12 protein-coding genes are annotated in these 12,820 nt (G+C 53.5%); 6 read left to right on the top strand and 6 right to left on the bottom strand.

The window, feature by feature from the left end:
* Positions 1–7: 7 nt before the first annotated feature.
* The 4 genes from ACIP6T_RS06595 to pabB form a co-directional block, all read right to left on the bottom strand.
* Positions 8–1,570 carry an EAL domain-containing protein gene (locus ACIP6T_RS06595; RefSeq protein ID WP_097097706.1) on the bottom strand — a complete coding sequence of 521 codons (1,563 nt, stop codon included), beginning with the start codon at positions 1,568–1,570 and terminating at the stop codon, positions 8–10.
* Between the two features lie 231 nt (positions 1,571–1,801).
* On the bottom strand, positions 1,802–3,166 hold the full coding sequence (locus ACIP6T_RS06590) for an L-serine ammonia-lyase (protein ID WP_400456040.1): 1,365 nt from the start codon (positions 3,164–3,166) through the stop codon (positions 1,802–1,804).
* 192 nt (positions 3,167–3,358) lie between these two features.
* Entirely contained in the window at positions 3,359–3,928 is a 570-nt protein-coding gene (locus ACIP6T_RS06585; RefSeq protein WP_097097136.1) for a CoA pyrophosphatase, read from the bottom strand.
* Position 3,929: 1 nt separating this feature from the next.
* Positions 3,930–5,285, bottom strand: a complete 1,356-nt coding sequence (pabB, locus tag ACIP6T_RS06580) for an aminodeoxychorismate synthase component 1 (RefSeq protein ID WP_400456035.1) — start codon at positions 5,283–5,285, stop codon at positions 3,930–3,932.
* A 113-nt stretch (positions 5,286–5,398) separates the two neighbouring features.
* Between pabB and ACIP6T_RS06575 the strand changes: the two genes are divergently transcribed.
* Positions 5,399–5,596, top strand: a complete 198-nt coding sequence (locus ACIP6T_RS06575) for a YoaH family protein (RefSeq protein WP_008110398.1) — start codon at positions 5,399–5,401, stop codon at positions 5,594–5,596.
* Positions 5,597–5,609: 13 nt separating this feature from the next.
* On the opposite strand, the gene ACIP6T_RS06570 is transcribed toward ACIP6T_RS06575, so the two are convergent.
* Complete coding sequence (locus ACIP6T_RS06570; protein WP_097097139.1) at positions 5,610–5,954, bottom strand: RidA family protein; 345 nt, start codon at positions 5,952–5,954, stop codon at positions 5,610–5,612.
* A 124-nt stretch (positions 5,955–6,078) separates the two neighbouring features.
* On the opposite strand from ACIP6T_RS06570, the gene ACIP6T_RS06565 reads away from it, so the two are divergent.
* From ACIP6T_RS06565 to rnd, 5 genes are all read left to right on the top strand, one after another.
* Positions 6,079–7,989 (top strand): ATP-dependent DNA helicase, encoded by a 1,911-nt coding sequence (locus ACIP6T_RS06565; protein WP_400456032.1) that lies wholly within the window; start codon positions 6,079–6,081, stop codon positions 7,987–7,989.
* A gap of 52 nt (positions 7,990–8,041) precedes the next feature.
* Positions 8,042–8,740 carry a tRNA (adenosine(37)-N6)-threonylcarbamoyltransferase complex dimerization subunit type 1 TsaB gene (tsaB, locus tag ACIP6T_RS06560; RefSeq protein ID WP_400456030.1) on the top strand — a complete coding sequence of 233 codons (699 nt, stop codon included), beginning with the start codon at positions 8,042–8,044 and terminating at the stop codon, positions 8,738–8,740.
* Between the two features lie 59 nt (positions 8,741–8,799).
* Positions 8,800–9,393: a Slp family lipoprotein gene (locus tag ACIP6T_RS06555; RefSeq protein ID WP_097097142.1), complete on the top strand. Its 594-nt coding sequence runs from the start codon at positions 8,800–8,802 to the stop codon at positions 9,391–9,393.
* A 206-nt stretch (positions 9,394–9,599) separates the two neighbouring features.
* Positions 9,600–11,276, top strand: coding sequence for a long-chain-fatty-acid--CoA ligase FadD (fadD, locus tag ACIP6T_RS06550; RefSeq protein WP_400456028.1), 1,677 nt, complete (start codon positions 9,600–9,602; stop codon positions 11,274–11,276).
* Between the two features lie 98 nt (positions 11,277–11,374).
* The gene (gene rnd / locus ACIP6T_RS06545; RefSeq protein ID WP_097097144.1) at positions 11,375–12,496 is read left to right on the top strand and encodes a ribonuclease D; all 1,122 of its coding nucleotides are present in this window, start codon (positions 11,375–11,377) and stop codon (positions 12,494–12,496) included.
* A gap of 54 nt (positions 12,497–12,550) precedes the next feature.
* On the opposite strand, the gene minE is transcribed toward rnd, so the two are convergent.
* Positions 12,551–12,820 (bottom strand): cell division topological specificity factor MinE, encoded by a 270-nt coding sequence (gene minE, locus ACIP6T_RS06540; RefSeq protein WP_007889661.1) that lies wholly within the window; start codon positions 12,818–12,820, stop codon positions 12,551–12,553.

The following is a 12,820-nucleotide window of genomic DNA, read 5'->3' as shown; positions in this document are numbered from 1 at the left end:
CGTTTTTTTATGCGCTTAACTCGCCCTGATGCCGTTCCAGCCAAAGCGGGAAGTCTTCAATCGGCATTGGACGCGCGTAGAAATAGCCTTGAAGATGATCAACACCTCGTTCACGCAGATAGTGCGCCTGCTCCGCAGTCTCAACGCCTTCTGCCACCAGAGAAATATTAAGGCGCTGCGCCAGCGAAATCACCATGTCCGTGACGGTAGCATTAATCGCATCAGTACCAATCGCCGCGGTAAAAATCTTGTCGATTTTCAACACGTCGGGTTTGAGATCCTTCAGGTAAGCCAGCGAACTGTGGCCGGTACCAAAATCATCAATCGCCAGGCGAACACCAATCTCATGTAACTGCGCTACCACTGATTGATCAATCACCGGCAAGGCATCTCGTTCAGTCAACTCTACCACCAGCTTCGGAAGCGGGTTGGCCGGCCACCAGATAGTTTGAAGATCATCGACGATTGCACGGTCACGGAAATGGCTGGCGGCCACGTTGATGGCAATATGGAATGAGGGACACTGCGGCAGATTCGGCAATTCATGCACGACTTTAGCCAGGACAAAGCGCGTCAAAGGCGCAATCAAATTTTGTCGCTCGGCAAGTGGAATAAACACGTCCGGCGCAATCCACCCCTGGCGCTGGTTATGCCAGCGCAGCAGCAGCTCCATGCCGTCACACTCTCCGTTTTGGGCATTGATCAGCGGTTGGCAATAGACCATGAATTCGTTGGCGGCGATGCCATAACTGATTTGCCAGCTAAGGCTCATCCGGTTGGCCGTCGCCAGCCAGACCATATACCCCATCAACAGGCTTAGCATCAACGCCAGCGGCAGTTGCGAAGGTAGCGTATTCAGTGCCAGACGCGCGGGTGAGGGGCCATAAAGGGTGATACTAAACGGATAGCGCAACGACGCTTGATCGTAAGCGACTTCATCATCAGAGGGCACGGTATGTTCAATCAGCGGGTTGCCGTACTCAAGGCTTTGGCCGCCCACATTGAAAATGGCACGCTCTACCCACGGCAGTTGGGGTTCTAGCAAATAATTGGTCATCAATTCAATATTAATGACTTGCAGCAGGCCTTCATGATTATTGAGTGATTTAGGTGTCCAGAGCAGCAGCACCGGCGAACCTTTCAACAAGTCATTATCGGTAACCAGCATCATGCGCTGATTGTTAAGTGCCAGCTCAGGATAAGTTTGACTAAAGGAGAGGTTTAACGGGCCAAAAATACTGGAGCAGTAAAGCGTATCATCCTGCACCAGTAGCACGGTACGCACGGTTTGAAGTGAGGCGATTTTTTCTATCAGCGGGTAGCGCACCTGAGCGCAAGGCACGCCCACTAACCCGAGCGTGTTGTTGGCGGAAACGTCCAGCGGCGAGAACATACGATCAAATCGTTCGATCGCGCGGGTAGCGAAATTCAGTGACTGCTGCTCAATGCGCGACTTCTCTTCGACATAGCGAAAAGTCAGCGTCAGAACCAGAACCAGCGAGGCGATCGCTAACGCAATAAGTAGACGCTTACGGCGAAATTGACCCACAAATTGCTGGGGAACGAGCATCAGTAACCACCTTGCAAAATCAAAGATTGAAGCCAAATTAACGTGTAGGTTATCGGCATTGAGGCGGCCAGGTTTAGCGCCGCTGAATAAAAAAAACGGCACTAAAAAAAGCGCGGCCACTCAGGGCCGCGCGCGAAATTAATGTATCTGGTTTACTCACAGGGAGGTAGCAACAGATGCAGAAAAATAATCAACTGTTGCTTTAATCATCACCAACGCGGTGAGTTCAGGTTAGTCACACTGAACTTTAATCGCCAGACCACCGCGCGAGGTTTCACGGTATTTTGCGTTCATATCTTTGCCGGTTTCGTACATCGTCTCAATGACTTTATCTAACGAAACACGCGGTTCCGTGGTGCGGCGCAGCGCCATGCGCGCAGAGTTGATGGCTTTTACTGAGGCAATGGCATTACGTTCAATACACGGCACCTGAACCTGGCCGGCGACGGGATCGCAGGTCAGACCAAGATTGTGCTCCATGCCGATTTCAGCGGCGACACAAACCTGTTCCGGGCTGCCACCCAAAAGTTCCGCCAGCCCGGCGGCGGCCATCGAGCAGGCCACGCCCACTTCGCCTTGGCAACCGACTTCAGCACCGGAAATAGAAGCGTTCATTTTATACAGCACGCCAATCGCCCCGGAGGCGAGGAAGTAACGTATGAAAATGTCAGGTGTGACGGTTTCAATAAAATGATCGTAGTAGGCCAGCACCGCCGGAACGATACCGCAGGCGCCGTTAGTTGGCGCAGTGACTACACGTCCACCGGCAGCGTTCTCTTCATTCACCGCCAACGCAAACATATTCACCCAGTCGATGACGTCCATAGGATCGTTTGAGTGTTTATTGGAGGAAACCAATAAACGGCGTAGGGAAGCTGCCCGGCGTGGCACACGCAGTGGACCCGGCAGTACGCCTTCGGTATTGAGACCGCGATCAATACATGCCTGCATGGTTTGCCACACGTGACCAAAATAGGCGTGAATCTCATCGCGGCTATGCAGTGCCAGCTCGTTTTTCATCACCAAACCCGACAGCGACAAACCGCTTTCACGGCAGTGGCTCAGCAAATCTTTGGCGGAATTAAACGGCCAGGGAACAGAAACCTCATCCAGCACCGGCTGACCAAAGTGCTCTTCATCGACGATGAAACCGCCGCCGATGGAGTAGTACGTTTTGCTCAGGATCAGTAGATCACCCGCGAAGGCGTACACCGTCATGCCGTTTTCATGCAGCGATAAATTCTCGCTGCGGAACACCATACCGCCTTCGCGAGGGAAATCCACTTCGCGCGCGCCGTTGGCTAACAGCAAGCGTTCGCGCTGCTCAACGTCTTTGATGAAGGCGGGAATGCCATCGATATCAACGGTGGCCGGTTCGAAACCCGCCAGCCCCATGATAATGGCGATATCGGTGTGGTGTCCTTTGCCCGTCAGCGACAGCGAACCGTAGACATCAACCGATATGCGCGTGACGTCTTGCAATTTGCCTTGTTCGGCCAGCAGGTCAACAAACTGTTTGCCCGCTTTCATTGGGCCAACGGTATGCGAACTGGATGGACCGATGCCAACTTTAAACATGTCAAAAACACTAATCACAGGTGACACTCCTCACAAATCTTATTCTGCACGGCACCAGCCGTTTATGCGGCTAATAGTAATCGCCCATGCTGCACAACGAGCAGCTTTTCGCATGAAATAAACTAATTATAAACCACAGAAATAGTTATCCATTTGCACAGTTGTGAGGCGGATCGATTATTTTGCGGGAAGGTTGATGAAATCGAGGGATCAGGGCAGCGCGATCTGCTGACTCAGCGCGCGAATGATGCCCGCTGTCATTCCCCAAATAAAGTAATCCTCATACCATGACAACCACACCTGATGCTGGCGATGGCCACGGCGAAGCGTCAGTCCACTATAACGGCTGAGGCGCAGCGCTTCGGAGAGCGGCATGGCAAAGGCGCTTTCAACTTCGTCGGGATTGAGGCGCAAAGCGAGATCGGCAGGAATAATGCCCACCACTGGCGTAACGGCAAAACCGGTACTGCTGGTGACGGGTGGCAGCACGCCAATAATCTGCACCTGCTGTGGCAAAATACCCACTTCCTCCTGCGCTTCACGCAGCGCCGTGTGGATAAGTGAAGAGTCCGTGGCATCCTGCATACCGCCAGGAAAGGCGACCTGGCCCGCATGTTTCCGCAAATGAGAGGAGCGACGCGTGAGCAACAACCCAGGCTCCGCGCCATCAATCACCGGCACCAGCACCGCCGCGCGTCGACCACTAATGACACTTTTTGGGGTATGCAGCGGTGGCTGCAATACAAAGCGGCTGACGAACTGTTCCAGCGTCAAATTCATCTCATTCCTCATGTCGCAAGCTGGGCAAGATACGGTTCACCTTATGGAAGGTTTCCTGATATTCAGCGTCGAGGTTACTGTCCGCCACTAATCCGCCACCGGCTGAGCAGTAAAGCTGTTGATTTTCTGCAATGAGTGTACGAATGGTGATGCTGGTGTCCATACGACCGCACAGGCTGATATACCCGATACTGCCACACCATGCGTTACGGCGATGTGGTTCTAACTCTTCGATAATCTCCATCGCGCGGATTTTTGGTGCGCCAGTAATTGAACCGCCGGGGAAGCAGGCGCGAAGCAGATCGGTAGCTGTCAGCGTTTCCGGCAAGTGCGCCCGAATGGTGCTGACAAGATGATGCACTGCTGGAAAAGGTTCAACCACAAAGAGTTCGGGAACGCTGACGCTGCCGGGTGTGGCAACGCGACCAATATCATTGCGTAACAGATCGACGATCATGAGGTTCTCGGCGCGATCCTTCTCGGAGTGAGCCAGTTTTTCCGCCTGCAGGCGGTCGGCTGCTGCGTCATCGAGGCGCGGTAATGTCCCTTTAATTGGGCGTGTTTCTATCTCCTGCCGTTGCAGAGAGAGGAAGCGCTCCGGTGATAGGCTGAGCAACGCACTGTGTGGCAAACGCAGAAATGCGCTAAACGGCGCGCGATTCGCCTGGTTAAGGCGTAAAAAGGCGTGCCATTCATCGCCGCGATAGCTAGCCTTGAAACGCTGCGCGAGATTAACCTGATAGCAATCACCGGCCTGAATGTAGGCCTGCACCGCCTGAAAGCGTTGTGCATAATCGTCAAAACTGAGGTTTGATTGCCACTCGCTGGTCAACGTAAAGGGATCCGTTTCCACAGCCGTTTGCGCTTGTAGCCATTGCCAGCGTTTTTCTGCGCTATTCAGGGAAACTAGCGTCAGTTTCTGTTGATGATGGTCGGCGATCAGCGCCCAATCATAAATGCCTATCGCCATGTCTGGCGTTGAGAGATCTTGCTGCGCATGGTGCGGCAGCGTTTCGAAGCGCCGCCCCAGATCATAGCCAAAGAGCCCCATGGCGCCGCCCTGGAAGGGAAGATCAGGATTGAAATCGGGCGTGGTACCTAAAGCCACGCAGTGCTGTTGCACCAGCGTAAGCGGATCGGCTGTAGAGTGAGTCACCGCATCTCCGCAGATAATTTCGGTGCTTTCGCCGCGCGTAGTCAGCGTTGCAAGCGGATCGGCGGTGAGGATATCAAAGCGGTTATCCGCGTGATTGGCCTGGCCAGAACTCAGTAACATCGCCCAGGGTTGATGGGCAAGGGGAGAGAAAAGGTGTACCAGCGTTTCAGGCGTATACTTCAGTACGAGACTATTTACCATTGTGGGACAAATCACTTCAGCAAGCAGGTCGCTAGCCTGGCATATTTTTTTGTTGCTGGCACCCGTTTGTTCCTCGTGGTAATAATGCGTCCCCCTTGTACCAGGAGAGAATTATGTTTACAGGTCTTCCAGCGTTATCTCACGAGCAGCAGCAGCAGGCGGTTGAACGTATTCAGGAGTTAATGGCGGGTGGTATGTCGAGCGGGCAGGCGATTGCACAAGTTGCGCAAGAAATTCGCCAAACCTATAAAGGCGAAGCTATTCGGGCGATGTTCGAAGACGATGAGGATGAAGAAGACGACAACGAATAACGCCCAAACAGCTTTACAGCGCGGCGATGATTTTAATTTCGACTTTATACTTCGGATTCATCAAGCCTGCTTGCACGGTGCAGCGCACCGGGGCATTGCCAGGCGAGACCCACGCATCCCAGGCGCGGTTCATTGCCGGGAAATCAGCCTTGTCGACCAGAAAAATGGTGGCATCAAGGATCTTACTTTTATCCGATCCCACGCGTGTAAGAATGGCGTCAATCACGGCTAACGCATTGGCCGTTTGCGCTTCTGCATCTTCATCCAGATTTTCCGGTACGCTGGTGTAATACACGGTTTGGTTATGCACTACGGCTTCGGACATCCGGTGTTCCGGATCAATACGCGTAATAGTCATGTGGTTCTCCTTTAGTTTTGCCGCGCTAGCCTGCCATATCCCAGGGGCGAATGTCATCTGTTGTGGTCGCCTAGGCGGAATCCTGACATAATTACAGTGGTTTTTAACGATGATGTGAGGAAGTGTGGCAGACGATTTTGCAGCTGATGGCGCGCTGGCGCAGGCGATTCCGGGGTTTAAACCGCGTGAAGCGCAGCGGGAAATGGCGAAAGCGGTAACCGAAGCGGTCAAAACCGGCGGCGAGCTGGTGGTTGAAGCGGGTACCGGTACCGGTAAAACCTATGCTTATCTGGCACCGGCGCTGCGTGCGAAAAAAAAGGTCATTGTCTCCACCGGTTCCAAAGCGTTGCAGGATCAACTGTACAACCGCGATCTGCCCACCATCGCGCGCGCCTTGAAGTTCAGCGGAAAAACGGCGCTGCTTAAAGGGCGATCCAACTATTTATGCCTCGAACGTCTTGAGCAGCAAAATCAAACCGGTGGCGATCTTAGCGTGCAGGCGCTGGGTGATTTGATCAGCGTGCGCGGCTGGTCGTCAGAAACCACAGAAGGCGATGTCAGCAACTGCAGCGGCGTGGCAGAAGACAGCCCAATCTGGCCGTTTGTCACCAGCACCAACGATAACTGCCTCGGTAGCGATTGCCCGCTGTATAAAGATTGCTTTGTGGTGAAAGCACGCAAAAAAGCCATGGATGCCGACGTGGTGGTGGTGAATCACCATCTGTTTCTCGCCGATTTGGTGGTGAAAGAGGGCGGCTTTGGTGAACTCATTCCCGAAGCTGATGTGATGATCTTTGATGAAGCGCACCAATTACCGGATATCGCTAGCCAGTATTTCGGCCAGCAATTATCGAGTCGGCAGCTACAGGATCTCGCCAAAGACATCATCATTGCCTATCGCACCGAAGTGCGCGATGTGCAGCAACTGCAAAAATCCGCCGACCGGCTGGCACAGTGCGCGCAAGACTTTCGTTTGACGCTGGGAGAGCCCGGCTTCCGCGGCAATTTGCGCGATTTGCTTAGCGATAACAACATCATGCGCATGTTTACGTTATTGGATGATGCGCTAGAGCTCTGCTACGACGTCATCAAACTTTCGCTAGGACGTTCAGCCCTGTTGGACGCTGCATTTGAACGTGCCGCGTTGTATCGCACGCGCCTGAAGCGTTTGCGAGCGATTGATGAGCCGGGCTTCAGCTATTGGTATGAGTGTAACAGCCGTCATTTTACGCTGGCGCTGACGCCGCTTTCCGTGGCGGAACGTTTTCGCGAGGTGATGGATAACCGCAAAGCGGCGTGGATATTCACCTCTGCGACGCTGGCCGTGAATGAGCAAATGAGCCATTTCTCCAGCCGCCTCGGTGTCGATAATGCGACTACCATGATTCTCGACAGCCCATTCGACTACACCCAACAAGCGCTACTCTGCGTCCCGCGTAATATGCCCGAGCCAAATCATCCCGGTGGTGCGCGGCAGCTGGCACGCATGATGAAACCGCTTATCGATGCCAATAAGGGCCGCTGTTTCTTCCTTTGTACCTCGCACAAGATGATGCGCGAGTTAGCGATAGAGTTTCGCGCCTCAATGACCTTGCCGGTGCTGCTGCAGGGCGAAACCAGTAAAGGACAGTTGCTGAAACAATTTCTTGAAGCCGGTAACGCCTTGCTGGTGGCGACCAGCAGCTTCTGGGAAGGCGTTGATGTGCGCGGTGAAGCGCTGTCACTGGTGATCATCGACAAGCTACCGTTTACGTCGCCGGAAGATCCGCTGCTGAAAGCACGCATGGAAGATTGTCGTCTGCGCGGCGGCGATCCTTTCAATGATGTGCAACTGCCCGATGCGGTGATCACCTTGAAACAGGGCGTGGGTCGATTGATCCGTGATACTGACGATCGTGGCGTGTTGGTGATTTGCGATCAACGTCTGGTTTCGCGTCCTTACGGCGGCCTGTTTCTTAACAGCCTGCCGCCCACGCCGCGCACCCGCGATATCGCTCGCGCCATTGAATTTGTTCGTCAGCCGCTGGATCGGTAATTTCTGCCAGGCTGTGATAAGATGCGCGCCATTTTGACTCTCTGAGGTTGTTATGTCCGTCCGAATTTTAGCCCTGGACACGGCGACAGAAGCCTGTTCTGCCGCGCTGCAAAACCTGCAGCAGATTGATGCCCGCTTTGAAATCGCCCCGCGCGATCACACCCAACGTATTCTCCCGCTGGTTCAGGAGCTGTTGCAGGCGCAGCAGCTGGATCTGACCGCGCTCGACGTGCTGGCATTCGGCCGCGGTCCGGGCAGCTTCACGGGTGTACGTATTGGCATCGGTATTGCGCAAGGGCTGGCGCTGGGCGCGAATTTGCCAATGATTGGTGTTTCCTCGTTAGCCACGATGGCGCAGGGCGCATGGCGTCTGACGGGTGCAACACGTGTGCTGGCAGCAATTGATGCGCGTATGGGTGAACTCTATTGGGCTGAATATCAACGCGATGAACACGGCGAATGGCAAGGTGCGGAAACAGAAGCGGTGCTGAAACCCGAAGCCGCTCAGGAACGCATCGCCACGTTAGCGGGTGAATGGACCACGGTGGGAACCGGCTGGCAGGCATATCCACATTTGCTGTCATCGCCCGGTGCCGCCCTTAAGGCTTCTGCAGTGTTATTGCCCGCTGCTGAAGATATGCTGCCGCTGGCGCTCAGCGCCTGGCAACGTCATGAAGCGGTGGCGGTTGAGAACGCCGAACCGGTTTATCTGCGTAATGAAGTGGCATGGAAAAAGTTGCCGGGACGCTAAACGGCGCGCAACTAATTTCTACGCGCCCAGTCTAAACAGAGAAATACAGGAGAAGTACTATGCCAATGAGTCGTAAAGGGATGTCTGGCGCTCTGTTAGCCTGCGCACTGCTGATAAGCGGCTGTGTTTCGGTGCCAGATTCAATTAAAGGAAGCTCGCAACTTCCACAGCAAGATTTGTTACGCGTGATGAATGCGCCGGAACTGTATGTCGGTCAGGAATCTCGTTTTGGCGGTAAAGTGGTTAAAGTGACGAATCTGAACGGGTCAACGCGTCTGGAAATTGCCACTCAACCACTGGATGAAAGTGCGCGACCGCGTTTAGGATCGGCATCCGTTGGCCGTATTTATGCGGATATACGCGGGTTTGTTGACCCGATTGATTTGAATAACCAATACATTACCGTGCTGGGCAACATTAAAGGGACGGAAAAAGGGGAAATCGGTAAGGCGAGCTACAACTTTGTCGTTGTTGATGTGCGCGGTTATCAGCGCTGGCATTTGACGCAGCAGGTGATGACGCCGCCACAACCTATCGATCCTTACATTTGGTACGGACCCACGCGTCATCATCCGGGCTACTGGGGACCCAATCCATATTGGGGGATGAATCTCGGCGGACCGGCTCAGGTGCAAACTATCCTCACCGAATAACGTTGTCTGTATTTTTATGGCCCGGTCGCGGTGCTTGCGACCGGGCCTTTTTATTGGGCGCGCAACCGATGCGCGAAATTTAGTGATGCGCTTCGCAACCTGAAAATGCCGAAACAGGCAAACTGGTACAATCAGTTAAAATATTGTTAACAACACTGATTGTCGAGGCGGCGATGGCTATACAACAAGAATATCGGGGTGATTCTTTGAATAAGGTTTGGCTCAAACGCTATCCGCCAGATGTCCCAGCGGAAATTAGTGCCGATCGCTACACTTCGCTGGTCGATCTTTTCGAGCACGCAACACAGCACTATGCCGATCAGGTGGCATTTATCAATATGGGGCAGCCGATGACCTATCGGCAGCTGGAGAAGCAGAGCCGCGCGTTTGCTGCCTGGCTGCAGCAGGGGCTGGGGCTCAAGCAGGGCGAACGTGTGGCGTTAATGATGCCAAATCTGCTGCAGTATCCTGTCGCGCTATTTGGCGTGCTGCGTGCTGGTATGGTGGTGGTGAATGTCAATCCGCTCTATACGCCGCGCGAACTTAAGCATCAGCTAATTGATAGCGGTGCCAGCGCTATCGTGATTGTCTCTAACTTTGCCCATACGCTGGAAAAAGTGGTCGCTGAGACGCCCATCAAGCATGTGATGCTTACCCGCATGGGCGATCAGCTGGCACCGGTAAAGGCGACGCTGGTGAACTTCGTCGTTAAATACGTGAAAAAGCTGGTACCGAAATATCATCTGCCCGGTGCGGTTCCGTTCCGCAGTGCTCTACAGCAGGGCGAACAGATGACCTATCAGCGTCCGGCCATCACCAACGACGATCTGGCATTCCTGCAATATACCGGCGGTACCACCGGCGTTGCCAAAGGCGCGATGCTGACGCACCGTAATATGCAGGCCAATCTGGAACAGACCAAAGCCACTTACGGCAAACTCTTGCGTCCGGGTAAAGAGCAGGTGGTTACCGCGCTCCCGCTGTATCATATTTTTGCGCTGACGGTGAATGGGTTGCTCTTCCTCGATCTCGGCGGGACTAACCTGCTGATTACCAATCCGCGCGATATTCCAGGCTTTGTCAAAGAGCTCAGCAAATTTCCGTTTACCGCCATCACCGGCGTGAATACGTTATTCAATGCGCTGCTGAATGATGCCAATTTCAACAAACTGGATTTCTCCACGCTGCGGCTGTCCGCTGGCGGCGGTATGGCGGTGCAAAAAGCGGTGGCCGAACGTTGGGAAAAACTCACGGGCCACTATTTGCTGGAAGGCTATGGCCTCACTGAATGTTCGCCGTTGGTGTCTGTCAATCCCTATGACATTACCTGTCATACCGGCAGCATTGGTTTACCGGTGCCTTCAACAGATGTGCGCATCGTGGACGATGAAGATAAAGATGTTCCGCCAGGTGAACCGGGTGAACTGTGCATTCGTGGTCCGCAGGTGATGACAGGCTACTGGCAGCGCGCCGATGCCACCGATGAAGTGCTGAAAAATGGCTGGCTGCATACCGGCGATGTTGTTACCGTTGATAGCGAAGGCTTTATTCGCATCGTCGATCGTAAGAAAGACATGATTCTGGTGTCGGGCTTTAACGTGTATCCTAACGAGATTGAAGATGTGCTTATGCAGCATGAGAAAGTGCGTGAAGCGGCGGCGATTGGCGTACCGAGCGATCTTTCAGGTGAAGCCGTCAAAGTGTGTATTGTGAAGAAAGATCCTTCCTTAACGAAAGAAGAGGTGCTGGATCATTGCCGTCGTCAGCTCACCGGCTACAAAGTGCCGAAGATTATTGAGTTTCGTGACGAGCTGCCGAAGACCAACGTGGGCAAAATTTTGCGCCGTGAATTGCGTGATGAGGCGAAGCGAGAAGGGCAGTAACGCACCCTTCTCCCCAGGTTAACGCCGGCACAGTCCGGCGTTTTTATTGCTTTTAACATGGAGCGCTGCGCGTAGTTTGCCGCAGCGAGAAAGACAACGTGAATTACACCCTGATCGACCAAAATGACCAACTGGCCGCCGTTTGCGAGAAAGCTCGCCAGCATACAGCCGTGGCGCTGGATACTGAATTTGTGCGTACGCGCACTTACTATCCGCAGCTCGGCCTGATTCAGCTGTTTGATGGTGATCAGCTGATCCTGATCGATCCGCTTAACATTAGTGACTGGACGCCGTTTGTCGCCCTGCTGCAGGATAAGCAGATCACTAAATTCCTGCACGCCGGTGGCGAAGATCTTGAAGTTTTCCTGCACCGTTTTAAATGCCTGCCCAATCCGATGGTTGATACACAAATCCTGGCGGCATTTATCGGCCAGCCGCTATCATGGGGCTTTGCTTCAATGGTGATGCATTTCAATCAAATCGAATTGGATAAAAGCGAATCGCGTACCGACTGGCTCGCGCGTCCGCTGACCGAGCGTCAGTGTGAATACGCAGCGGCCGATGTGGCCTATCTGCTTCCTATCGCCCATCAGCTGGTGGCGCAAACCGAAGCTGCGGGCAATATGGCGGCGGCGCTTAGCGAATGCGATACGTTGTGCCAGCGCCGTCTTGATGTGCTGCAACCGGAAGAAGCGTGGCGTGATATCACTAACGCATGGCAGTTACGTCCGCGTCAGCTGGCCGCCTTACAGCGTCTCGCAGCATGGCGTTTAAACATCGCACGTCAGAAAGATATGGCGGTGAATTTTGTGGTGCGTGAAGAGAATTTGTGGAAAGTGGCGCGCTTTATGCCGGGCAGTCTTGGCGAGTTGGACCATTTAGGTCTTAATGGCCATGAGATCCGCTTCCACGGTAAAGCGATGGTGGCATTAGTCGCTGAAGCGCTGGCACAGGATGAAGCTACCTTGCCGCAGCCGCTGCCAAATCTGATCGATCATCCGCACTACAAGCAGGCGTTCAAAGCCATTAAGGCGCTGGTACAGCAGGTGAGTGAAGAGAGCGGATTTAGTCAGGAGTTGCTGGCATCACGTCGCCAGATCAATCAGGTGCTGAGTGTTCATTGGGGATTGAAGAGCGCTTCGCGTACACCGGAACTGCTTTCTGGTTGGCGCGGCGATCTGCTTAAAGCCGGTATCGACGAGATTCTGCAGGCGCTTTAAGACAGCATTTTCCCCTGCGCAACAACGCAGGGGAAAATCAGGAAACCGCTTTAATCATTTAGGAACGTCTTCCGGCTCCGGCAGTGTTACGTTGAGCTCAAGGATAGAGATATCATCCCCTTTCTGATCCAGCTGAACGGTCACCATATCCGGGTCAATTTTTACGTATTTACAGATCACTTCCAAAATATCGCGCTTCAGCTGCGGCAGGTAATGGGGCTCACTGTCACCCCTTCTGCGTTCGGCTACGATAATCTGTAGCCTTTCCTTGGCTATATTGGCTGTGTTCTTCTTACGGGATAAAAAGAAATCAAGTAATGCCAT

This window comes from Pantoea sp. NPDC088449, from assembly GCF_044753225.1.
Taxonomy (GTDB): domain Bacteria; phylum Pseudomonadota; class Gammaproteobacteria; order Enterobacterales; family Enterobacteriaceae; genus Pantoea; species Pantoea floridensis.
This window is presented reverse-complemented; position numbering and strand designations above follow the sequence as displayed.

Excerpts from the sequence above, each read along its gene's own strand:
- ACIP6T_RS06595 (WP_097097706.1), bottom strand. The coding sequence starts at position 1,570 with ATGCTCGTTCCCCAGCAATTTGTGGGTCAATTTCGCCGTAAGCGTCTA.
- ACIP6T_RS06585 (WP_097097136.1), bottom strand. The coding sequence starts at position 3,928 with ATGAATTTGACGCTGGAACAGTTCGTCAGCCGCTTTGTATTGCAGCCA.
- pabB (WP_400456035.1), bottom strand. The coding sequence starts at position 5,285 with ATGGTAAATAGTCTCGTACTGAAGTATACGCCTGAAACGCTGGTACAC.
- ACIP6T_RS06575 (WP_008110398.1), top strand. The coding sequence starts at position 5,399 with ATGTTTACAGGTCTTCCAGCGTTATCTCACGAGCAGCAGCAGCAGGCG.
- ACIP6T_RS06570 (WP_097097139.1), bottom strand. The coding sequence starts at position 5,954 with ATGACTATTACGCGTATTGATCCGGAACACCGGATGTCCGAAGCCGTA.
- tsaB (WP_400456030.1), top strand. The coding sequence starts at position 8,042 with ATGTCCGTCCGAATTTTAGCCCTGGACACGGCGACAGAAGCCTGTTCT.
- ACIP6T_RS06555 (WP_097097142.1), top strand. The coding sequence starts at position 8,800 with ATGCCAATGAGTCGTAAAGGGATGTCTGGCGCTCTGTTAGCCTGCGCA.
- minE (WP_007889661.1), bottom strand. The coding sequence starts at position 12,820 with ATGGCATTACTTGATTTCTTTTTATCCCGTAAGAAGAACACAGCCAAT.